The organism is Candidatus Palauibacter soopunensis, from assembly GCF_947581735.1.
Lineage (GTDB): Bacteria > Gemmatimonadota > Gemmatimonadetes > Palauibacterales > Palauibacteraceae > Palauibacter > Palauibacter soopunensis.
Genome location: NZ_CANPVT010000001.1, coordinates 22,467 through 45,834, shown reverse-complemented (window position 1 = coordinate 45,834; position 23,368 = coordinate 22,467). Strand labels below are relative to the sequence as shown.

The window sequence follows — 23,368 nt, the reverse complement described above, 5'->3', positions numbered from 1 at the left end:
AGAAAAAGTGCTCAACCCGCCCGTAAAGTGTCGCATGACGCGATACGGATGTCAAATTCCGAACCAAACCCTGAAGCCAGCGGTTCGGATGTCTATCTGATCTCCTCGCGGATCGCGGCGAGTTCCTCGGCCGCGCCCTCGGGGGGCCGGGTGAACAGGCTCACGCCGATCGTGACGGCGAAGCCGGCCGCGAAGCCCGGGAGCATCTCGTACAGGTCGTAGAAGCCCTCCTTGAAGAGGACGACCCACAGCATCGTCACGAGGAAACCGGCGATCATGCCGGCGAGCGCGCCCGCGCGCGTCGTCCGGGCCCAGAAGAGCGAGCACAGAACAACCGGGGCGAACGCCGCCGCGAGGCCGGACCACGCGAAGAGGACGAACCAGAAGATCGCCCGCTCGGCGGTGAGCGCGAGCAGCAGCCCGGTCACGCCGAGCACGACCGTCACGGCCTTCCCCAGCACGGAGAGCGCCCGCTGCCGGGCGTCCGGGCGGAAGATCTTCTGATAGACGTCCCGTACCGCCGCGGAGGAGGCGAGGATGAGCAGCGAATCGGCCGTCGACATGATGGCGGCGAGGACGACGACGAGGGCGAGGCCGGTGAACAGGTCGGGCAGCAGTCCCGCGGCCATGGCGGGGAGCGCCGTCTCGGGGTCGGCGAGCGCCGGATAGAGGACGCGGGCGGCCATCCCGGTGAACACCGCCCCCATGTCGAATACGATGATGCAGCCGACGGCGATCGGCCCCGCCTTCCGGATCTCGCGCTGGTCGCGCGCCGCGAGGAAGCGCGCCAGGAGCTGCGGGGCGCCGAGGAACGCGAGTCCGACGCCCACGAAGCCGGCCGCGCTCGCGATCCCGAGCGGGGTGAGTCCCAGCCCGCCGCCGAGCCGCAGGAGGTCCGAACCGGACGCCTGCAGCCCCTCGAACACGGCGAGAGGCTCGGCCGCCCGCAGCCCGTCCATGAGCGCGCCCCAGCCTCCCACCGCGCCGATGCCGACGAAGGGCAGGACGAGGAGGCACGCGAACATGAGGACGCCCTGGGCGAAGTCCGAGTAGGCGACCGCCTTGAATCCGCCCACGACGGTGTAGAAGAGGACGACGGCGAGGCCGAGCCCGACGCCCACGCCGTAGCCGGTGCCGAGGAAGGAGTCGAACGCCTTCCCGGTCGCGGTGAGCTGCGCTCCCACGTAGAAGGCGACCATCGAGAGCACGATGACGGCCCCGACGATCCGGAAGCTGTGCGTCTTGTCCCGGAAGCGGTCCTCGAGGTAGTCGGGGACGGTGATCGAACCGTAGCGGTCGGTGAACGCCTTGAACGGCCGCGCCACGAAGGCCCACGCGAGCGCGACGCCGAGCACCTCGCCGAGGACGACCCACAGCGCGTGCATGCCGAGCGCGTACCCGATCCCCGTGAGCCCGAGCAGGAGCCAGGCGCTCTCTCCCGTCGCGTTGGACGAGAAGGCGAGGACCCACGACGGGAGCTTCTTGCCCGCGGCGTAGTAGCCCTTCACGTCGTGCGATTCCTTGCCGCCCCACACGCCGATGACGAGGAGGAAGAGGAGGTAGACGACCACGACGCCGATGATCACGGGAGAGGGCATTCACGCCTCCGTTCGAGTGTTACCGGAACTGCTGACGACATACGTTCCACCGGGAACCCGCCGCTGACAACCGTCGCCCGTCGAGCGTTGCGTGAACCCCAACCGGGACCGCAGCTTGAGGCCCTGAGGCGGTCGAATACCAACCGTGATGGGCACAGGCCAGAGAGGTGCGTCAATGTACGTCGCTGCATTCATCACCGATAAGCCCGGGGCGGCGCAGGCGCGGGACGAAACGCGCCCCGCATTCCTGGAGTATCTCGGCAGTCATCCGGCCCACCCGAATGTCGTCGTGCATCACGGCGGACCGACGCTCGCGGACGACGGCGAGAGCATCGTCGGACGGCTGATCGTGATGGAGGCTCCCTCGGTCGCGGCGGCGCGCGCGTTCCTGGCCGACAGCCCCTTCGCGAAGGCGGACGTATTCGCCGAATGCCATGTCCACGCCTGGGACTGGATGACGGGACGTCCCCGGTAGCGAGGCGTCCCTGCTAGCAAACCAGCGGTGGACATCAAGGATCTGATCGTCGACGACCGGGACCGCGGGGTGTTCAGGGTCCACCGGTCGTGCATGACGTCCGTCGATCTGTTCGAGCAGGAACGGGAACGGATTCTCGATCGCTGCTGGATCTACCTCGGGCACGAATCGGAAGTGGAGGCCCCGGGTGACTACCGCCGCCGCACGGTAGCCGGCCGGCCGCTGTTCTTTGTCCGCGGTAAAGACGGGCAGGTTCGGGCGTTCCTCAATTCCTGTCCGCACCGCGGCGCTATGATCTGCCGCCGCGACGCCGGGAACGCCGGAGTCCTGCAGTGCTTCTATCACGCCTGGTCTTTCAACACGAACGGCGATCTGATCGGCGTCCCCGGGGAAGATGCCTACGGTCCCGACTTCGACCGGAAAGAGTTCTGCCTGAAGGCGCCACCGAGAGTCGACAGCTACCGGGGCTTCCATTTCGTGAGCTTCAACCCGGATGTCGAAGATCTGGTCACGTATCTGGCGGGGGCCAGAGACTACCTTGACCTGGTCGTCGACCAGGCCGAGGAGGGGATGCGGGTCGTTCCCGGTTCCAACAAGTACACGATCAAGGCCAACTGGAAGCTGCTGGCCGAGAACAGCCTGGACGGATACCACCTGGTCCCGACCCATCGAACCTATGTGGACTACATCGCCGGCTTCGGGACGGACGACAGCGGAGACACGGTGTCCGCCCGTCCCCCCGGTGTAGCGAAGGCCCTGGGCGGCGGCCACTGCGTGTCGGAGAACATCTCCCGGAACGGCCGTCCCATCGCCCGCTGGCACCCGATCTTCGGCGAGGAAGCCAGGGAGCGCATTTCGCGGGTGCGCCGGCGGCTGGTGCAGAAGTACGGAGAGGAGCGCACCTACCGGATGGCCGACACGTCGCGAAATCTGCTCATCTATCCGAATCTGCTGATCATGGACTTCGTGGCCATCAGCATCCGGTATATCGAACCCGTGGCGCCGGACAGAATGGAGGTCACAGCCTGGCATCTCGTGCCCAGGGAGGAGTCGGGTCCGGCGTTGGCCACCCGACTCGACAGCTACCTGACGTTCCTCGGACCGGGCGGCTTCGCCACGCCGGATGACGTGGAAGTCCTCGAATCGTGTCAAGCCGGTTTCCGCGCCACCGAGGCCGAATGGTCCGACATCTCGAGGGGCATGCTGAACCCCTCGCCGGGCACGTCGGACGAACTCCAGATGCGGGGATTCTGGCGGCAGTGGCACGCCCACATGCAGGGCCGGAGCAGGACCAACGTCCAGGACCGGCTGGACGAGTGACCGGCAACGGCGGGTCCGCGCTACGCGCGATGGTGGAGGAGTTCCTGTTCAGGGAAGCGGCGCTTCTGGACGAGTGGAGATTGGACGAGTGGGTCGACCTGTTCTCGGACGACGCCCGGTACGTGGTTCCCTCCACGGATCTGCCGGAAGGGGATCCCGCGTGCGATCTCGTGTTCATCGACGACGACATCGTCCGCCTGCGCGCCCGGGTCGAGCGGCTGAACAGCCGACATTCGCACCGCGAGTCTCCGCGGTCGCGGACCCGCCGCTTCGTTTCGAACGTGAGGGTTGAAGAAAGCGGCGACGGGGAACTCCGGGTTTCCGCAAACGTGCTGGTTTACCGGTTCCGTAGCGGCGAGGGAGCGCCTTACGTCGGCGCCATCGAGTACATCCTCAGGAGGAACGGCGGAAACTTGAGAATCGCCTACCGCCGCGCGGTGCTCGATCTGGAAGACCTCGCCTGGCACGGTGCGGTGAGCATCATCCTCTGAATCGCCCCGTCCGGACGGAGACACCTGTTGGCCACCCTGGGACCTGTTACGGAGACGCACCGCTTCGATGCGCGGCGACTTGCCGGCTACCTGCGGGCCCGCGGTCTGCGGGAGTTCGCGGGCGGGCTGACGGCGCTCCAGTACCAGGGCGGCCAGTCCAACCCCACCTATCGCCTCGAAGCGGGGGGGCAGTACTTCGTCCTGAGGAAGAAGCCGCCGGGCGAGCTGCTGCCCTCCGCGCACCTCGTCGAACGGGAATACCGCGTGATGAAGGCGCTCGCGGACACCGGCGTGCCGGTGCCGGGGATGATTCACCTGTGCGAGGACCCCGGCGTGATCGGGCAGGCGTTCTTCGTCATGGAGCACGTGGAGGGGCGCGTGCCAGCGGCCCCGGCGTTGCCCGAGGTCGAGTCTCCCGCCGAACGGGCGGCGATCTACGACGCGATGAACGAAGCTCTGGCGCGGCTCCATGCGGTCGACTGGGCGGCCGTCGGTCTGGGGGACTACGGAAAACCGTCGGACTACGTCGCGCGACAGATTTCCGTCTGGACGAGACAGTACGAGGCGGCGCGGACCGACCCGATCCCGACCATGGAGGCGCTCGTCGAGTGGCTCCCCGCGCATATTCCCGCCAGCGACGCGTCCCAGGGGGAGACGACGATCGCGCATGGCGATTACCGGCTCGACAACATGATCCTCCACCCGACGGATCCGCGGGTGCTCGCCATCGTGGACTGGGAACTGTCGACGCTGGGCCACCCGCTGGCCGACCTCGCCTACAACTGCATGACGTACCACCTGCCCGAGGGGCCCCTGTGGAAGGGGCTGGGGGAGATCGACTGCGAGGCGCTGGGGATTCCGTCGGAGGAGGACTACGTGGCCGCGTACTGCCGGCGGACGGGACGCGACGGGGTGCCGGACTGGGAGTTCTTCATGGCCTTCGGCCTCTTCCGCCTCGCCTCGATCTGCCAGGGCGTGTACGCGCGGGCGATCCAGGGCAACGCGAGTTCGCGGAACGCGCTGGAAGTCGGGGCGAAGGCGCCGATGCTGGCGGAAGCCGGCTGGAGCTTCGCCCGCCGCGCCTGAGGCCCGCCGCGACGCCTACTGCTCCCGCGGTCCCCGCAGTTCCAGCTTCGCGAGCGCCTCGAGGTGGACCTCGTCCGGGCCGTCGGCGAGGCGCAACGTGCGCGAGTGCGCGTAGGCCGCGGCGAGCCACGTGTCGGGGCTCACGCCGAGGGCGCCGTGGACCTGGATCGCCTGATCGAGGACGCGGCAGGCCATGCGCGGCGCGACGACCTTGATCATCGCGATCTCGCGGCGCGCCGCCTTGTTCCCGACGGTGTCCATCATGTGCGCGGCGTGGAGGGTGAGCAGCCGGGCCTGATCCACGGCGATGCGGCACTCGGCGAGCGCATGGCGAAGGGCGCCCTTCTCGGCGAGCGGTCCGGAAAAGGCGACGCGCGTCCTCGCCCGCTCGGCCATGTCCTCGATCGCGCGCTCGGCGACACCGATGAGCCGCATGCAATGGTGAATGCGGCCGGGGCCGAGGCGTCCCTGCGCGATCTCGAACCCGCGGCCCGGCCCGAGGAGCATGTTCCCGGCGGGCACGCGGACATCGGTGAAGCGCACCTCGCCGTGCCCGACCGGGGCGCTGTCGTAGCCGAACACGCCGAGCGGCCGCACGACCTCGATGCCGGCGGCGTCGCGGGGCACGAGCACCATCGACTGCTGACGGTGGCGCGCCGCGCCGGGGTCCGTCTTGCCCATGAAGATGAACAGCCGGCACTCGGCCCGGGGGGCCTGCGTCGCCCACCACTTGTGGCCGTTGATGACCCACTCGTCCCCCTCGCGGACGATCGAGGAGCGAATGTTCGTCGCGTCCGATGACGCCACGTCCGGCTCGGTCATGGCGAACGACGAACGGATCTCCCCCGCCAGCAGGGGTTCGAGCCACTCCTTCCGCTGCGCCGGGGTCCCGTAGCGGGCCAGCGTCTCCATGTTGCCCGTGTCGGGCGCGTTGCAGTTGAAGACCTCGGGCGCCCATTCCACGCGTCCCATGACCTCGCAGATGAGCGCGTACTCGAGGTTCGAGAGGCCTGCCCCGTAGGCTCTCCCGGAATCGTCTCCCGGTGCGTCCGGTGCGTCCCCCGGGTCGTTCGCGGGCTCCGCGTCGGGGGAGAGGAAGAGGTTCCACAGGCCCTCGTCGCGCGCCCGGCTCTTCAGCGCCTTGAGGATCGGAGGCGTGGAGAACCGGTTCTCCGCCGCTTCGAGTTCCCGATCGAAGGTCTCCTCGTTGGGGTGGACGTGCGCCTCCATGAACTCGCGCACGCGCGCCTGGAGTTCGAGAGACCGTCTGGAGAAGAGGGCTGGGGCGTTCACTCGCGCTCCGCCGGGTGTCGGGTCCGTGTCGGGGTTGCCGGCTCAGTGTCGAGGTCGGGGTGACATTGTCGGGGTGGGCCCCAAGATTAGCGGGCCTTCCGGCGGAAACAACGGGCACCGCCTGCAGCACCGTTACGGCACGGCGGCCGGCACCAGCGGCCGGCACCTCCAGGGACTCGGGGATGAGCGAACGGCATCTGGGACTCTACGGCGCGACGGCGCTCGGAGTCGGCGCGATCGTGGGGGGCGGGATTCTCGCGCTCGCCGGCGTCGCGTTCGCGTCCGCGGGTCCCGCCGCGATCCTCGCCTTCGGCCTCAACGGGGGGATCGCGTTCCTCACCGCGATGAGCTTCGCCCGCCTCGCGCGCCGCTTCCCGGAATCCGGCGGCATCTACACGTATGCGAAGAAGGTGCTCTCGATCGAGGTCGCCTTCGTGGTCGGATGGGTGGTGTGGTTCGCCTCCATCGTGGCCGGCGTCCTCTACGCGCTGGGCTTCGCCGCCTTCCTCATCGAGGGCTTGCAGCGCCTGGGCCCCGCGCTGGGCGCCTCATGGGACTGGATCGGTCAGGGCCGCACGCAGATCGCGTTCGCGGTCGGGGCCGTCGCCGTCTACTCGCTCCTCCTCGTTCAGCGCAGCGCCGGCGGGGGCAACGCGGCCACGATCGGCAAGGTGATCGTGTTCGCGGTCCTCATCGCCGGGGGCTTCATCGCGTGGCTCGTCGGTTCCGCCGGCTCTCCCGCCGAGACGCTGGGGCGCCTGAGCCCGTTCGCCCCGGAAGGCTCGCTCGGCCTTCTGCAGGCCATGGGCTACACCTTCATCGCCCTGCAGGGGTTCGACCTCATCGCCGCCGTGGGCGGAGAAGTCCGGGACTCCCGCCGCACGGTGCCTCGCGCGATGTACCTGTCGCTCGGGATCGCACTCGTCGTCTACATCCCCCTTCTCGTCATCGTCGCGACCGTCGGCGCGCCTTCCGAGGGGATTCAGGCCGCGGCGCGGGCGAACACCGAGGGGCTCGTGGCCGAGGCCGCCGAGCGCTTCATGGGGCCGGCCGGCTACTGGTTCGTCATCGGCGCCGGACTCCTGTCGATGCTGTCCGCGCTGCAGGCGAACCTGTTCGGGGCCTCGCGCGTCGCGTTCTCGATGGCGCGCGACCGGACGCTCCCGCACCAGGTGGGAGAGATGCGGGGGCGGACCGGGACGCCCGCTGTCGCCGTCGTCGCGACGGGGGCGATGATGACGCTGATCGCCGTCGCGGTGGGGAACGTCGCCTCCGCGGGCGCCGCGTCGAGCCTCATCTTCCTCATCTCGTTCGCGATGGTCCATTGGGCCGCGATGCTTGCGCGGCGGCGCTCCGGCCACCCGCGGCCGGCGGCGCTCCCGGCCGTCGGCGCCGCCCTCTGCCTGGGGCTGGCGATCTTCCAGGCCATCGCCGTGCCGGAGGCGGGACGGGTCGTCGCGCTGTGGCTCGGCCTCGGCGTGGCGCTCTACCTGATCCTGCTCGCGCCCGGTGCCCGTCTCGCCGACGCGAGCGCCCAGGCGCGGGATCCGGACCTCGCCCGCCTCCGCGGCCGCAGCCCGCTCGTCCTCGTGCCGATCGGGAATCCCGCCAGCGCGGCGAGCCTCGTCGACGTGGCCGCGACCGTGCGCGCCCCGAGCGTCGGCCGGATCCTGCTGCTGTCGGTGATTCCGAGAGAGGGACGGCCCGCCGGCTCCCGCGACGCGGCGGTGCGGGACGCGAAGGACATCCTGGGCGAGTCCGTGGGGCGCGGACTCGAGGACGCGGTCCTGCCGGAGACGCTGTTCACGATCGCGTCGGATGTGTGGGGCGAGATCGCCCGCGTGGCCAACAGCCAGACGTGCGAAACGGTACTCGTGGGTCTGCCGCGACTCACGGAGCCCGGAGTGGAATCGCGGCTCGAAGGCCTCATCTCGAGGATCGCGGCGGACGTGGTCATCGTGCGGGCGCCGCTCCGCTGGCGGATCGAGGAGGCGAGACGCATTCTCCTGCCCGTGAAGGGACGGCGGGATCACAGCGAACTGCGCGCCCGTCTGCTCGGGAGTCTGGCGCGATCCTCCGAGCGGTCCGTCACGTTCCTGTGTACGCTCCCGCCCGACGCTTCCCCCGACCGGCGGCGAAGGGTCGAGCGCACCGTCCGGCAACTCGCGCGGGATGAGGCGGCGGGTCCGTATGACGTCGCCTTCGAGCACACGGACGACCCCGCGGCACCGGTCGCCCGCCTGGGACGGGAGCACGATCTCGTGGTGATGGGGATGGAACGGCGGGCCCGGGGCGAACCGGCGATCGGCGCCTTCGCCCTGGAGGTGGCGCGGAGGACGGACATGCCGCTCATCCTCCTCGGCCGGCGGCGCCACGCCGGGACGCTCACCGCTCAGGGGCTCGCGCAGGCCGTGTCGACGATGCAGAGGCCGGGACCGAGGTCGGGACCGTGACGGTCGACGTCGTCATCGTCCTCGCGATCGTCGCCGTGGCGGTCGTCCTCTTCGTCACGGAATGGGTCCGCTACGACGGCGTGGCGCTCATGGTGCTCCTCTCCCTGGCCATCTCCGGCGTCATCCCGATGGCGCGCGCCATCGAAGGATTCGCCAACCCCGCCGTGGTCACGATCGCGGCCGTGCTCGTGCTCAGCGGCGGCCTCTACAAGACCGGCGTCGCGAACGTCGTCGGCGCGCAGGTGCTGCGGCTCGCGGGGGATTCTCCCGTGCGGGTCACGGCGCTGCTGATGCTCACGTCCGGGCTGATGTCGGGGGTGATGAACAACACGGCGGCCGTCGCCCTCCTCATCCCCGTCGTGATCGATATCTCCCGCCGTCTCGGGATGCGTCCTTCCCGTCTTCTGATCCCGCTTTCCTTCGCCGCCCTCCTCGGCGGCATGACGACGCTCATCGGGACGGGGCCCAACATCCTCCTCTCGAGCATACTCGAGCGCATGGGGCAGGGGGGATTTGGTTTCTTCGCCTTCACGCCCGTCGGGGCGACCGCGCTCACCCTCGGGGTTCTGTATGTGGTCCTCGCGGGGAGGCACTTCCTTCCGGACCGTTCCACCGGGGACGAGGAGGGGGGCGACGAGATCGACCTGACCGGCCGCTACCGGCTCGCGCAGTCGCTGCTCGCGCTCCGGATTCCGTCGGGTTCGGCGCTCGACGGGTGTTCGCTGGTCGAGGGGCGGCTCGGACAGGCCCTGGGGTACGACCTCCTGGCCGTGCGCCGCAAGGGGCATCTCGTGCGGGCGCCGGAGCGGGATTTCCGGCTGCGGAGCGACGACGTGCTCATCGTCGAGGGGCGGATCGAAGCGCTCGAGCGCCTGCGCGCCTGGGGTCGCCTCGTCCGGCACAGGGAATCGAACGATGCCCTGGGACGTCTCGTGAAGGATTCGACGGTGCTGGCCGAAGTCGCGGTCGCCGAGAAATCCGACCTCGTCGACGGCACGGTTCGGAGCATCGATTTCCGCAACCGGTTCCAGGCGCACGTCGTCGCCGTCCGGCGCGACAACCAGGTCCTGAGCGGCTCCTTCCAGACGGTGAAGCTCGAGGCGGGGGACGCGCTCCTCCTGCTGGGCCGCGAAGACCAGCTCCAGCAACTCCGCTACGCGACGGAGTTCTCATCGATCGGATGGACGGACATCGGCTCCGCCACCGAGGAGTACGAGCTGTACCGATGGCTGATGCGGCTCCACATCCCGGATGGTTCCTGGCTGGACGGACAGACGCTGGAGGCGTCGCGTCTGCGGCGCGCCTTCGATCTCACCGTGCTGGAAATCGAGCGCGAGGACGGCGATATCGCGCTGCCCGATGCGTCGGAGAGGATGCGGGCCGGCGACCGCCTCATCGTCGAGGGGCCCCCGGCCTGCTTCGCCGTGCTGGAGGCGCTGCAGGAGCTGGTCCAGGTGGACGAACGACCTTCGGTGGACGAACTGGAGTCGGAGGACGTCGGATTCGCGGAGGTCACGCTGGCTCCGAGTTCCGACCTGGTCGGGAAGACGCTGCGCGAAGTCCTCTTCCGGGAATCCTACGGACTGAACCTGATCTCGATCTTCCGCGGGGGGCGGGCCTTTCACTCGAACATCCGCATCTCGCGCACGGCGCTCGCCTTCGGGGACGCCCTCCTCGTCTACGGCAACCGGAAGAAGATCGCGCTCCTCGCCCGCGACCCGCGGTTCCTCGTCCTCCACGGGCAACTGCACGAGGTGTTCCGTGTCCACAAGGCGTGGATCGCGAGCGCGGTCATGGTGGGGTTCATCCTCGCGGCCTCCCTGAACCTGCTCCCCGTGTACATCGCCGCGCTTCTCGGTGCGCTCCTCATGGTGTTCACGGGGTGCGTGAAGGGGAACGAGGTCTACACCTTCGTCGAATGGCGGGTCGTCATGCTCCTTGGCGGGATGCTGGCGCTCGGTCTCGCGATGGAGGACTCCGGTACGGCGGAACTCATCGCGCGCGAAGTCGTGGGGCGGGCGGCGGAGATGGGACCGCGGATCCTCATCGCGAGCATCTTTCTCATCTGCGCGCTCGCGGCGCAGTTCGTCCCCACCTCGGCGGTCGCCGTGCTCGTCGCGCCGATCGCGCTCAGCGCCGCGTCGGAACTGGATCTCTCGGCGCGGGCCCTGCTCATGGTCGTGGCCGTCGGCTCCTCCTGCGCCTTCCTGAGCCCCTTCGGCCACCCCGTAAACCTGCTCGTGATGGGTGTGGGCGGTTACAAGGTCGTGGACTACACGAAGGTCGGCGCGCCGCTCTTCCTGCTCCTGCTCCTGATGGTCGTCTTCTTCCTCCCCCTCGTCTGGCCGCTGTAGACCGCTGCGGGCGCGCGGGGGGCCGCGCGAGATGGTCCGCCCGGGGTCGATTGGGCGTCGTCAGTCGAGGTGGGCGAGTTCGGTTTCGATGCGTTCCCAGGCGCCGATCAGTTCGTCGAGTTCCCCCTGCCGGGACGTGCGCTCCGTCTCGAGCGCGCGGACATCCTCGATCGGGGTCTCGGCGTAGAAGGCGGGGTCGGCGAAGATCTCGTCGATTTCGGCGAGGCGGGTCTCGGCCGCTTCGATTTGCCGGGTGATGTCGTTCAGCTTCTTCCGCAGCGAGCCGCCCCGGTAGCGGTTCCGGTTGCCCCGCGCGACTTCGGGGTCGCCGCCGCGTGCGTTTCCCCGGGCAGCGAGGTTGCCGGCGCCGCGAGTTTCGGCTGCGGCGGCGCGGCCGGCGCGTTTCTCTCTCCGGGCCTTGAGGACGACCGTGTCGACATCGAGGTGGTCGTCTCCGCAGTAGTGGACGTACGCCTCGTAACTTCCCCTGAAGTCGCGGATCCCGTCCTCGGAGATCTCGACGATGCGGGTCGCGAGTTGCGAGACGAACCACCGGTCGTGCGAGACGAGGATGAGCGTGCCGTCGTAGCCTCGGAGCGCGTCGACCAGTGACTCGATGGATTCGAGGTCGAGGTGGTTCGTGGGTTCGTCGAGAACGAGGACGTTGGGTCGCTCGATCGCCATCCGGCAGAAGACGAGGCGGGCGGCCTCGCCGCCGGAAAGGTTGCCGACCCGCTTCTTCGCGTCGTCGCCGGAGAAGAGCACCCGCCCCATCTCGCCGCGCACGAATCCGAGGGTTCGGCCGGGACAGAAGCCCGCGATCCAGTCCTCGGCCGTTTGCCCCGGCGACTCGAAGCGGGCCTCCTGGTCCTGCGCGAAATAGCTCGGGTGCGTCTCGTAGCCCCACGTGACGCGGCCGGCGTCGGACTCGAGTTCGCCCATGACGATCTTGAGCAGGGTCGATTTCCCGATCCCGTTGGGGCCCATGATCGCCATGCGGTCCCCGCGCTCGAGGGAGAGGTCGACGCCGTGGAGGACTTCGTTCAACTCCTCGCCGTCGCCGAACGCCTTCTTCACGCCCTCCACTTCGAGGACGGTGCGCCCGCTCGGACGGCGGGACTTGAAGCGGAAGTTCGGATAGCGGCGCGAGGAGACCGGGAGCGGCTGCAGCGCCTCCGCCCGCTTCTCTATGAGGCGCAGTTTGCTCTGGGCCTGTCGCGCCTTGCTCGCCTTGGCCCGGAAGCGGTCGACGAACTGTCGGTGGTGGGCGATCTCGCGCTCGCGGTTCGCGAGTTCCTTCTCCCGTCTCTCCTGGTCCTCCTTCTTTCGGACCAGATAGTCGTCATAGTTGCCCTTGTAGGTGGTGACCGTCTCATAGTCGATGTCGAGGATGTGCGTGGCGATGTTGTCGAGAAAGCGGTGGTCGTGGGAGATGACGACGATCGCCCCCTTGAACTCCCGCAGGAACTTCTCGAGCCAGCGGATGGAGAGGATGTCGAGGTGGTTTGTCGGCTCGTCGAGGAGGAGGACATCGGGCGCGCCGGCGAGCGCCTGCGCGAGCAGCACGCGGAGCTTGAACCCGCCGGAGAGGGTGGAGAGCGGGCGGCGGTGAATCTCGCTCGGGAAGCCGAGGCCCTCGAGGATCTCGCCCGCGCGGGCCTCCGCCGTGTAGCCGTCGTGACGCTGGAAGATCTCCTCGAGTTCGGAGAAGCGGTCGGCGTCGAAGTCTCCGTCTTCCGCCTCGACCAGCGCCTCCCGCTCGACCATGGCGCGCCACAGGTCGCGGTTTCCCATGAGGGTGGCGCCGAGGATCTCCTCTTCGTCGTGGAGGAAATGGTCCTGGCGCAGGACGCCGACCTGGAGGCGCTTCGGGATGGTGACGGATCCCTCCGTCGCGTCCTCGGAGCCGCCGAGGATGTTGAGGAGCGTGGTCTTTCCGGATCCGTTCGCGCCCACGAGGCCGTAGCACTCGCCGGGGTTGAGGAGGAAGGTGGCCTCCCGGAAGAGGACCTGACCGCCGAATGCCTTTCCGAGACCGGAGACGGTGATCACGGCTGGAGTCGTGCGGGCGGGCTGTGGGTCAGCAGGACACGCAGTTGTGGTTGTTCTTCGAGCCGAGGCTCTCGAGCAGGGCGACGGCCTCCGGGAAGGGCTGCGTGCGCTGGTAGGGGCCGTTCGCCATGTCCGCGGTGGTCTGGCCGACGCGGCTCACGGCGGTCGGGTCCGCGCCGTGTTCGACGAGGAAGCGGATGACCTCGAGGTCGCCGCGCGAGGCCGCGTTGTGGAGGGGCGTGTAGCCCTCGTCGTCGCGCTGGTTCACGTCGGCGCCGAGTTCCTCGACGAGATAGCGGACGGCCGGCAGCCAGCCGTCCGGGACGTACCGATGGGCGTTGCTGGGGAAGCCCTGGCCGTAGCCGATGCCCGTCGCGGCGTGGATCGGGTAGTCGGCGGGGCCGCCCACGGGCACGGGGGGGACGCCGGACAGGTCGCGCTTCTCGCGGTCCCACGCCGGGAGTCGCCGCGGCGGCACCTTGATCGTGGCGAGGCGGGGATCGGCGCCGTACTCGACGAGGAGCTTCATCGCCTCCACGTCCAGGGAGTACGCGGCGCGCCAGAAGGGGGTCGCGCCCTTCAGGTCGATCTGCAGGAGGTCGAAGTTGTACGACACCCACCACAGGTGCTTCTCCAGACGAGCGTTGGGATCCACTCCCGCGTCGAGCAGGCGGCGCATCACGTCGAGATAGCTGTGCCGCTGCTGCCCGTAAGCGTGCTGCTGCGGGTAGCGCGACTTCGGCGCCCAGTGGGCGTTGAGGGCGGCGAAGAGCGGCGTCGCGCCGGCGGCGGAGGCGAGTTTGGGGTCGGCTCCGGCCTCGAGCAGTTCCATGGCGAGGTCGAAGTGGCCGTTGATCATCGCGATGAGCATGGGGCTCGTGCGGTCGCCCCCGCTCACCTGGTCGATGTTCGCCCCGCCCTCGATGAGCGCGCGCACGGTGCCGGCGTGCCCTTCACGGGCGGCGTGAAGCAGTGCCGTGAGACCGCCATGGCCGCCGATGAGGTCGCCGTAGCCGAGGGGCTCGGGCTCCTCGATCGGGCGCTCGTAGTCCTCCTCGTCGTCGGACGCGAGACGTTCCGCGGGGGCGGCGGAGGCGGCCGCCAGCGGCGCATCGGACGGAGCGGGGCGGGGCGGCACCGGCGGTTCGGGCTCGCCGCGCATCCGCGCCGCGCGGGCGCGGCGATCCGCCTGCGACCACTCCGCCAACGCCGTGATGTCGGTGACCCAGGTGGCGAGAGCGGGATCCGCGCCGCCATCGAGCAGCGCCCTCACGGCGGCTTCCCGTCCGCGGGCGGCCGCGTACATGAGCGGCGTCTGGCCCCAGCGCGCTTCGCGGACGTCGGCGTCGCCGCCGTGCTCCAGGAGCAGGCGGACGGCTTTCGCGCCGCCCGCGCCGGCGGCGAGGTGCAGCGGCGTCGCGCCGCCCACGTCTTCCGTGGTGGCGGTCTGTTCCGCGCCCGCTTCGAGGAGCAGGCCCACGACCTCCGAGCCACGGACTTCGCTCGCGAGGTGCAGCGGCGTGTAGGCGCCGATGCGGGTGATGGGGCCGGCATCCGCGCCCGCCTCGAGGAGCAGGCGGGTCAGGTCGGCGTTCGCGGAGCGCGCCGCCCAGTGGAGCGCGGTCATTCCGTCGCCCTGCGGCGCGTTCACGTCGGCGCCATCGGACAGGAGCGCCCGCACGGCGGCGAGGTCGCCCGCCATCGCTGCGTCGGCGACCGGCGAATCGGGGGCCAGCGCGCCGCTCAGAAGTGCCGCCAGCAGCGCGACCGCCGGCGGCTTCATCGCCGCGGCCATCCGGTGGCGCCCGTCCCGCCTCACGAGCCGGCCGCGCTCGCGTCGGGGGCGGCGAGCGACAGGGCGCCGGTGCTGTCGCCGAACTGTTCGATGTCCTCCAGCCCGAGCGCGTGCATGAGCGAGAGCATCGCGTTGGCCATCGGCGTGCTCGGCGCGGCCCGCACGTGAACTCCGCCGTCCAGCTTCCCGTTCGCGCCGCCGGCCACGAACAGGGGGCAGCGCTTGTGGTTGTGGACGTTGGGGTCGCCCATGGGGGAGCCGTAGATCACCATCGTCTTCTCGAGCAGGTCCGTCTCGCCGTCCATCGTGTTCCGCAGCCGCTCGAGCAGGTACGGGACCATCGACACGTGGAACCGGTTGATCTGCGCGAAGTCGTCGATGTTCCCTTCGTCGGCGCCGTGGTGCGAGGCCGGGTGGAACGGCTTGTCGACGCCGCTCTCCGGGAAGACCCGGGCCGACGAGTCGCGCCCGAGCTTGAACGAGAACACGCGCGTCATGTCGGACTCGAAGGCGAGCGCCTGGAGGTCGAACATCAGCTGCACGTGCTCGACGAAGGAGTCTGGCACTCCGGCCGGCGCCTCGGGCAGCGCCCGCTCCTCGCCGCTCCGGTTCTGCGTTTCCACCCGCTCGATGCGTCGTTCGATCTCGCGCACGTTGTCGAGGTAGCGGTCGAGCCGGCGGACATCGACGGGTCCCAGTTCCCGGCGGAGTTCGCCGATGCGGCCCGCGATGAAGTCGAGGACGCTCCGGTTCGCCCGGCGGCGGGCGGCGCGTTCCTCCGCGCTCCCCCCCGCGCCGAACAACTGGTCGAAGGCGATCCTCGGATCGCGGATCATGGGGAGCGGTTCCGTGGGCGACTGCCAACTGATCGTGTCCGTGTAGACGCAGGCGTAGCCGTACGCGCACCCGCCGGACTGGTCCACGTTCTCGATGCAGAGCTGCATGGAGGGGATCGGCGTGTCCTGCCCGAAGCGCTGGGCGTAGATCTGGTCCATCGACGTCCCGGCGCGGATGTCGGAGCCCTCGGTCTGTCGCGGGTGGGACTGGGTCAGGAAGGTCGCGCTGGACCGGAAGTGATCCCCGCCGATCTCCTTGGGGATCCGCGCCTCGGCCGCCTCGATGTCGGTGTCGCTGATGATCGTGAGCCGGTCCCGGAACGGTTCGAGAGAGGCGAGCGCCCCGGTGCTGAGGTCGAAGTCACGACCGGTCTGCAGCGGCGACCAGTAGCCGCGCGACGCTCCGTATGCGGTCGAGCCCGCCGCGCCGTGCACCATCTCGATCGCGATCAGCCGCGTCGGATCGGCGGGACGGATCGATCCCCACAGCCGTCCCGCGGGAACCATGGCGTCCAGCATCGGAAGCGCCACCGTGGCTCCGACTCCGCGGAGGAAGGTGCGGCGCGGAATGTGCTTTCCGGTGATGATGTCCATCTGAATCACGTCCCCTGGTTGTCTTGTTCGACGATGGCGCCGCCCCGGCTCATGAGGAAGGCCGGGCTCTCCGCCACTCCGAGGATGAAGGCGGACATGCGGTAGTCCTCCGCCTCGGCGCGGCGCGTGATGCGGCGCACGGTCGGCATGTCGAAGTACTCGACACGGCGTCCGAGAGCGTAGGCCATGAGACTCTCGGTGAACGCCCTCGCCAGCGACTCGCGCCGCGATAGCAGGGCGGTTAGCAGGTCGGCCGGCCCCGAGAGCGGTGTTCCGTCGTACAGGTCGCCGCTGGGATCGACCGTGCGCCCCTGGTCCTTGATCCGGTATGCGCCCGTCACGTCGAAGTTCTCGAGCGCGAGCCCCAGCGGGTCGATGACGCGGTGGCACGAACGGCAGGCGGGACTCGCGCGGTGCATCTCCAGCCGCTCGCGCACCGTCAGGAAGCGGCCCTCCTCGGCCTCGTCGATCGCCTCGAGGTCCGGCACGTCCGGGGGCGGCGGGGGCGGCGGCGTCCCGAACAGGACCTCCATGATCCACTTGCCCCGCAGCACGGGCGATGTCCGGTTCGCATGCGAGGTCGAGGTGAGGATGCTCCCGTGCGCCAGCACGCCGCGGCGGGCGTCGTCGGGATAGTCGACCTTCCGGAAGTGGGTTCCGGCCACGCCGGCCATTCCGTAGTGCCGCGCGAGCCGCTCGTTGACGAAGGTGTAGTCCGCCGTCAGCAACTCGAAGAAGCTGCGGTCCTCCCGCACCAGGTGCTCGAACAGAAGCTCCGTCTCGCGGCGCATGTCGCGGGCGAGCTGCTCGTAGAAGTCGGGGAAGCGGAGCGCGTCCGGGTGCACGCTGTCGAGGTCCTGCAGCCGCAGCCACTGCGCGGCGAAGCGCGTCGCCAGCCCCTCGGCGTTCGGGTGCGCGAGCATGCGGCGGACCTGGGTTTCCACGCCGGCCGCGTCGTCCAGCCCGCCCGTCCGGGCCGCCTCGATGAGCGCCTCGTCCGGCGGCATCCCCCACAGGAAGAAGGCGAGCCGGGAAGCGAGATCGAGGGGCGCGATGCGATACGGACCCTCGGTCCCCGCCCCGGCCGGCGGTTCCTCGAAGCGGAAGATGAAGTCCGGGCTCGCGAGGATGCCCTGGAGCGCCGTCCGGATGCCGACCTCGAAGCCGTCCTCCTCCGCCCCGGCGTCGTACAGGGCGAGGAGTGCGTCGACATCCGCTCCGTCCACCGGCCGCCGGTAGGCCTGCGCCGCCAGCCGCTCCACGATCTCCCGCGCGCAGCGGCGCTCCGCCGCCTCATCCCCGGTCTCGGGCCGGCACGTCAGCACGCGCGTCCGGGTCGGCGTCTCCGACACGCCCGACACGCCGAACGGCCCCCGGATCGTGAGGTCGCGGAGGTGGGCGACGACCGTGATCCCGTGCGAATAGCCGATCTTCTTGTCCGCGAGACTCCATTCGTGCGGCGACACCAGGTCTTCGATCGGTCCGTCGAAGCGCTTGATGAAGGCGGCGGACACGCGGTGCGGCCCCGCCGTCACGTGAATCGGCTGCGTCTCGACCTGAACCCCGTTGGGGTCCTGCCGGTGCATCCAGCGGTCGATGTCGATGAGCGCCCGCCGTTCCCCGTCCACCGAGAGTTCGACCTGCTCGTCGAACGGCGTCGTCTGCCCGAAGAAGTTCCCGGTCGACTCGTGCTGGAAGGCGAGCCGGAAGACGTAGTCCCCGTCCGCGGTGAAGTTGTGCACGACGGAGATCCCGCCGCGCGTGCCGATCGGAGTGCCGGGCACGTGCTGCCGCTGCTCGGCGTATCGGGACACCTCGTATTCCGTCTCGCTCGGCGTGACGGTCGGGTCCCCGAGCGCGAGCCGGCTGATCTCGCTCGCCGCGGTCAGGTACCCCTCGAGCAGCGTCGCGGAGAGGTTCTGGACGTCCGCGATGTTGTCGAAGCCCGCGCTGATCGTCTCGTTCGGCAGGTAGGCGGAGGCGTCGATGTCGAGTCCGAGGAGCGCCCGGATCGAGCGTTCGTACTCCGCCCGGTTCAGCCGCTGGAACGAGCGGACGCCGGGGTCGGGGCGGTCGGCCGCCACGGCGTCGACACGCGCCTCGAGCGTTTCGGCGAGCGCGAGCAGGTCTTCGGGCGGCGGGCGCCGGATCCCCGGCGGCGGCATCATTCCGGCGCGGAGCTTGCGGATCATCTTCTCCGCCGTCTCCGCCTCGAGGTGGGCCATCTCCACCTCGAAACGCTCCAGCGAGAGGTTCCCCAGCACCCGGGTGTCGTTGTGACAATTCGTGCAGACCTGGTTCACGACCGTCTGCGGGATCGTGTCCGGGATGAATTCACGGGCCTGGGCGGGGAGAGGGGCGGAGAGAGACGAGCCGCCAGGAAGCGTGGAAATCAACCCCCAAAGCGCAATGCAGGACAGCGCAATCGCGAGTCTCTTCATGGAATCGCTCGTCCTCCACGACCGGCGGTGCGATCTGGCTCCTCGAACCTTCTCCTGCCTAACCCTCCAATATAGGGACGCCGACCCGATTTCGCCCTACGCGGATCCTCCGCGCCCCGCGGCTCCGCCCCGGTACAGCCTGTACATCCCGATGGTCAGCAGCGGAAGCACGAAGATGAAGAGGAAGGCCCAGCTCAGGGCGCCGTAGCCCGTCGCGATGAGGTCGATGATCCCGAACCGCGAGAGGAGCGAGGCGACGATGAGGAGAAGAACCGCCACGGCCGGACGCAGCGCAGAGGGCATTTGGGCCCGACGGGCCGCGAACACGCCTGCGACCCGCTCGTTGAACGCGTGGATCACGCCGGTGCCGGACTCGATGAGGGTGCCGAAGAGGACGACCTGGAAGGTGATCTGGAATCCCCGCGAACCGAGCAGTTCGAGGAGGTAGTTGGCGGGTACGGGGCGGTCCACGATGCCCGGGTACTGCCCCGCCATCGCCACGAGGAAGAGAACGCCGGGGATGATTGCGATCGGCCCGGTGAGGGCGCCCGCCCATAGCGCCTCCCGCCGCCGCCGAATGTGGCGCGTCGCGAACAGCATCGCGGGCACGAGCGACACCTGCAGCACCCCGTAGCGGAACCCGGAGAGCGCCCATCCCTCCCGTGCCTCGCCCGATGCGAACGCCGCGCCGATCGCCTCTCCGAAGGCGCCGATGGACCAGGCGAAGAACACCAGGTAGACGCCGTAGAGGACGAACGACCAGCCCGACAGGAAGCGCTCGATCGCGTCCGTCCCCTTGAAGACGAGGAAGCCGACGGTGACGAGGAGTCCGACCACGCCGGCCGCGTACGGCAGCCCGAACGTCTCGAGCAGGAACGTCCCCGCGGCGGAGCCGATCACGGCCAGGATGAGGAGGACGGCCGCAAGATACCCGATCTCGTACACGAACCAGCCGCGCCCCAGCAGACGCTGGAAGAACGTTCGGTAGTCGTATGTCCCGAAGACGCGTACGAACTCGAACGAGGCCATCGCGGTGATGCTGACGAGGATCGTGGACGGGAGGAGCATTCCCAGTAGTCCGCCCAGCGGACCGAAGCGGAGGAAGAACTCCACGAGTTCGCGCCCGGTTCCGTACCCGCCCGCGATGATGATGGACTGGAAGATGAACCCGGGGAGCAGATACCGCCGAAACCACGAAGTCATCGGCTCAATCCTGTCGTCGGCCCGGCTTTGCGCGTCCGTCGCGCCACGTCGCGAGCGGGATCGGGCTCGGCCGGCGCTCGCGTATCGTGGAGGAGAGCGACTCCAGCACGCGCATCGAGATGCCGCCCAGGTGCTCGCGCCACCGCTGGCGGCGCTCCTCCGCCGGCTCCCGGCAGCGCGCGAGATCGGGCTCCAGTATGCGCTCTCCGATGTCGCGGACGAGATCGGGCGCGCTCGTGATGAGGACGATCTCCGGCTGCATGCGAAAGCTCACGTAGTCGAAGTTCGCCGAACCGAGGACCACCGAGTCGTCGATCCGCATCACCTTCGCGTGCGTCATGGGACCGGGCAGCATGAGCACCTCGAAGCCTTCGCGCCGCGACGCGTCGAGCGTACCCCATTTCATGACGGCCCGGTTGTGATCCTCCGGCATCATCACCGTGACGTGCACGCCGCGGCGGTGCGCCCGGCCGAGGGCGCTCCAGAAGGGCTCGCTGATGTATGGGCACTGGACGACGATCCGGTGGGTCGCCCGATCGAGCGCGCGGGAGACGGCGTCGCGCAACCCGGCGTTGCCCCGGCCCTCGCCGACCACGATCTCGTCGCCGTCGATCTGCGCGGCGGCGGCCCGGTCGTGTCCCCGCCACGTGTGCTCGAAGTCCTCGCGCAGGAACGCCGCGATCCCCGGGCTCTCGATCCGGATCATGAAGTCGTGCCAGGCGAAGTTGTGCTCGCTGAAGTTGATGCCGCCCAGGTAGGCGATCCGGTCGTCGATCGCGACCAGCTTCTTGTGGTTGCGGGCGATGAGTCGGTGGAATCGCCGTCCCACGGGCCACGTGAACCTCACGGGCACGCCGCCGCGCTCCAGCCGGTCGCACATCTCGCCGGTGGCCGCGACCTCGCGCTGCAGGGCCGGGTCGCGCCGCGCCCGCGGCAGGCCGATGAACCGGTCGTTGATCAGGTACTTCGTCACGGCGTCGGCGACGATGCGCTTGCGCGGCGCTTCACAGGCCAGCACGGCTTCCGCCAGGCCCAGCCCGGCCGCGTCCCCCTCGAAGGAGAGCGTCTGTATGTAGACGTAGTCGCGCGCGCCGCGGATGTCGCGTTCGAGGCGTTTCCAGAACTCGGCCCCGCCGACGCAGAGTTTCATTACGCCGCCCCCCTCTCCTCGGCCCGGACGTCATCGACGTGTCGCCGCGCCTCGGCGAACAGCACGAACGCTCCCAGGATCGTCCCGAAAAACGTTGTGAGCAGCCGCCAGCCCACGACCCACAGCACCGTCACCTCGGCGAGCAGCACCCGATTCATCAGCAGGCCCGTCGAGGCCTCCGCGACGCCGGAGGCGCCCGGCGTCGGCGAGAAATAGAGGACGATGTGCTGCAGGAGCTGGAGTCCGATGAAGGAGAGGTCGACCGGCCCCTGGAGCGACGCCGCGAGGACGTAACCCATGAAGTACTTGTTGAGGTAGAGGACGGCGGTCGCGGCGCACACCCAGACGAGCGTCACCTTGCCGCGCGAGGCCACCGCCCGGACCCCGGAGGCCAGCCGGTCGATCTCACGGCTCAGCAGGCGCCTGCCCGCCGCCGCCCAGCGCCGGACCCGCGTCCCCCGCCTTGAAACCGCGTTGAGGAAGCGTCGGAGCAGCCGAACGGTTCGCCGCCGGGCCGTGACGGCCGAAATCAGCAGCCCGGCCAGCATCGCAATGACCGCCACCGCGACTGCGAGCGCGACCAGCACGCCCCGGGACAACGCCTCGCCCGGCAGAAACCCCAGGGCGGCGAGGCCGCCCAACGCGAAGAAAAGCAGCGTGGCCACGAACGTCAGCAATGAGCAGAGAATCGCTTCGGACAGCCGCGCCCCGCGCCGGCACAGCACGTAGAGTTGCGCGGCACCGCCGCCGGTCTGCGCCGGCGTGATCGCGCCCAGCAGCATGTTCGCCCAGTTCGCCCGCATGCAGTGCCAGAGCGGGACGCGCGAGAAGACGCGGCCGTCGAGGAGCAGCCGGTATCGGAGGCCGCCCAGCGTAAAATCCAGTGCGAGCAGCGCCAGCAGCGCGACGGCGAACCCCGGCGTGATGCGGGCGAGGATGCTGTCGAGTTCGGAAGGAGGGCGCCACCGGATGAGCGCCACGAGCCCCAGCGCGGTGAGTCCGCCGAACGCGAGCGTGCCGACGATCAGCTTGCTTCGCGCGGGGATGGGGGAACTCGGTTGGGGACTCGCCACTCGTCCTTCTCTCCTGGGGCCGGCCGAAAGGGAGTGTTACGCCTCGCGGGGGGCGGTGAGATTCAACGAGCCCGCGCGGACCGTGAGCCGCGCGGGCTGAGCGGTGGGAAACTCGCGCTACGTGCCGGTGTTGGCGATGGACTCGCGGATCTTCTCGACGGTGAGCGCGGTCCGGTAGGCCCGGAGCTTGAGGCCGATCTCGATCGTCTTCTCCTTCGGGGCGATCGGGACGCCGTTGATCTTCGCGAGCCCGGCCTCCACGCGCTGGTCGTAGCGGACGACGGTGGGGTCGACGGTCATCATCAGGCTCGTGATGCCGAAGCTGTCGTGGATGCCGTCGTTCTCCGTCTCCACGATCCCCAGCTCGGACTCGAGGAAGTCCCCGCCTCCGTAGCGGTAGTACTCGGGGATGTGATGGGCGTGGGCGTCGTCCCAGCGCTCGTTGAGGCGTGCCGCGACGTTCGCCATCCCCTGCACGTTCCCGCCGCTGTCGCCGATGAAGACGATGTGTTCGAAGCCGTGCGCCCGGAGGCTCGAAGCGACGTCATCCAGCACCGCCTCGAAGGTCTCCTGGCGGAGCGAGATCGTGCCGGGGTAGCGCATGTGGCCGGAGGGTTCGTCGATATTTCCCTCGGGAACGAGCTTCATGACCGGCGCGCACAGCGCGCTGCCCAGCTCCCGGGCGATGGCCTCGCACGTCCCCTGCAGCACGTAGTTGTGCTTGCCCGTGGCGACGTAGGGCCCGTTCTGCTCGATGCCGCCCGTGGAGACGATCGCGATGTTGTACCCGTCCGCCATCATGTCGCGGACTTCCATCCACGTGAGTTCCTCGATCCAGATCGAGTCGAACATCTCGATCGGGCGCTCCGAGACGAGTTCGGCGTCGATCCGCGCCTCGTATTCCGCCATGAGACGGGCGCGCTCCTCCGGCGTCATGTCCCGGTTCTGGCCCATGGCTCCGGCCGGGACTGCGAGGGGGATCGCCACCAGGGCGATCAGGGCGGTCAACGTCGAACGGGCGTGCGTCATCGTCCTCCTCCTGTTTCCTCGTGCCGGACCGGAATCGGCCGGCCCGGAGCCGGGCCGGATTGGCCGGACTACAACGGCGTGATATTTCACGTCATATTTTGGAGTGACACTGCTTTCGGGTGACG

16 protein-coding genes are annotated in these 23,368 nt (G+C 69.4%); 6 read left to right on the top strand and 10 right to left on the bottom strand.

Annotated elements, in window-relative coordinates:
* Positions 1–92 precede the first annotated feature (92 nt).
* On the bottom strand, positions 93–1,598 hold the full coding sequence (locus tag RN901_RS00150) for a sodium/proline symporter (RefSeq protein WP_310754624.1): 1,506 nt from the start codon (positions 1,596–1,598) through the stop codon (positions 93–95).
* A gap of 175 nt (positions 1,599–1,773) precedes the next feature.
* On the opposite strand from RN901_RS00150, the gene RN901_RS00145 reads away from it, so the two are divergent.
* The 4 genes from RN901_RS00145 to RN901_RS00130 are packed head-to-tail and all read left to right on the top strand — an operon-like array spanning position 1,774 to position 4,970.
* A complete protein-coding gene (locus tag RN901_RS00145; protein ID WP_310754623.1) occupies positions 1,774–2,073 on the top strand; it encodes a YciI family protein in 300 nt (99 codons plus the stop codon).
* Between the two features lie 27 nt (positions 2,074–2,100).
* The gene (locus tag RN901_RS00140; RefSeq protein ID WP_310754621.1) at positions 2,101–3,393 is read left to right on the top strand and encodes an aromatic ring-hydroxylating dioxygenase subunit alpha; all 1,293 of its coding nucleotides are present in this window, start codon (positions 2,101–2,103) and stop codon (positions 3,391–3,393) included.
* Positions 3,390–3,884: an aromatic-ring-hydroxylating dioxygenase subunit beta gene (locus RN901_RS00135; RefSeq protein ID WP_310754620.1), complete on the top strand. Its 495-nt coding sequence runs from the start codon at positions 3,390–3,392 to the stop codon at positions 3,882–3,884. Before RN901_RS00140 ends, RN901_RS00135 begins: the two co-directional genes overlap by 4 nt.
* A 27-nt stretch (positions 3,885–3,911) precedes the next feature.
* Entirely contained in the window at positions 3,912–4,970 is a 1,059-nt protein-coding gene (locus RN901_RS00130; RefSeq protein ID WP_310754617.1) for a phosphotransferase, read from the top strand.
* Positions 4,971–4,985: 15 nt separating this feature from the next.
* Here RN901_RS00130 and RN901_RS00125 read toward each other — a convergent pair whose 3' ends face one another.
* A complete protein-coding gene (locus tag RN901_RS00125; protein WP_345782333.1) occupies positions 4,986–6,200 on the bottom strand; it encodes an acyl-CoA dehydrogenase family protein in 1,215 nt (404 codons plus the stop codon).
* Between the two features lie 245 nt (positions 6,201–6,445).
* Here RN901_RS00125 and RN901_RS00120 point away from each other — a divergent pair, with 245 nt between their 5' ends.
* Both RN901_RS00120 and RN901_RS00115 read left to right on the top strand, forming a co-directional pair.
* On the top strand, positions 6,446–8,716 hold the full coding sequence (locus RN901_RS00120; RefSeq protein WP_310754614.1) for an amino acid permease: 2,271 nt from the start codon (positions 6,446–6,448) through the stop codon (positions 8,714–8,716).
* Positions 8,713–11,070 carry an SLC13 family permease gene (locus tag RN901_RS00115; protein WP_310754612.1) on the top strand — a complete coding sequence of 786 codons (2,358 nt, stop codon included), beginning with the start codon at positions 8,713–8,715 and terminating at the stop codon, positions 11,068–11,070. The genes RN901_RS00120 and RN901_RS00115 overlap by 4 nt, the downstream gene beginning before the upstream one ends.
* Before the next feature lie 60 nt (positions 11,071–11,130).
* On the opposite strand, the gene RN901_RS00110 is transcribed toward RN901_RS00115, so the two are convergent.
* The 8 genes from RN901_RS00110 to RN901_RS00075 form a co-directional block, all read right to left on the bottom strand.
* Positions 11,131–13,122 carry an ABC-F family ATP-binding cassette domain-containing protein gene (locus tag RN901_RS00110; RefSeq protein ID WP_310754610.1) on the bottom strand — a complete coding sequence of 664 codons (1,992 nt, stop codon included), beginning with the start codon at positions 13,120–13,122 and terminating at the stop codon, positions 11,131–11,133.
* Positions 13,123–13,150: 28 nt separating this feature from the next.
* Positions 13,151–14,905: an ankyrin repeat domain-containing protein gene (locus RN901_RS00105; protein WP_310754608.1), complete on the bottom strand. Its 1,755-nt coding sequence runs from the start codon at positions 14,903–14,905 to the stop codon at positions 13,151–13,153.
* Between the two features lie 32 nt (positions 14,906–14,937).
* Positions 14,938–16,347, bottom strand: coding sequence for a DUF1552 domain-containing protein (locus tag RN901_RS00100; protein ID WP_310754606.1), 1,410 nt, complete (start codon positions 16,345–16,347; stop codon positions 14,938–14,940).
* Between the two features lie 5 nt (positions 16,348–16,352).
* Positions 16,353–18,788 (bottom strand): DUF1592 domain-containing protein, encoded by a 2,436-nt coding sequence (locus RN901_RS00095; RefSeq protein ID WP_310754604.1) that lies wholly within the window; start codon positions 18,786–18,788, stop codon positions 16,353–16,355.
* Positions 18,789–18,884: 96 nt separating this feature from the next.
* On the bottom strand, positions 18,885–19,991 hold the full coding sequence (locus tag RN901_RS00090) for a hypothetical protein (RefSeq protein WP_310754603.1): 1,107 nt from the start codon (positions 19,989–19,991) through the stop codon (positions 18,885–18,887).
* A 4-nt stretch (positions 19,992–19,995) separates the two neighbouring features.
* Positions 19,996–21,141 (bottom strand): phosphatidylserine/phosphatidylglycerophosphate/cardiolipin synthase family protein, encoded by a 1,146-nt coding sequence (locus tag RN901_RS00085; RefSeq protein WP_310754601.1) that lies wholly within the window; start codon positions 21,139–21,141, stop codon positions 19,996–19,998.
* Entirely contained in the window at positions 21,141–22,214 is a 1,074-nt protein-coding gene (locus RN901_RS00080; protein WP_310754600.1) for a lysylphosphatidylglycerol synthase transmembrane domain-containing protein, read from the bottom strand. Before RN901_RS00080 ends, RN901_RS00085 begins: the two co-directional genes overlap by 1 nt.
* Before the next feature lie 117 nt (positions 22,215–22,331).
* Complete coding sequence (locus tag RN901_RS00075; RefSeq protein ID WP_310754598.1) at positions 22,332–23,243, bottom strand: creatininase family protein; 912 nt, start codon at positions 23,241–23,243, stop codon at positions 22,332–22,334.
* Between the last annotated feature and the right edge of the window lie 125 nt (positions 23,244–23,368).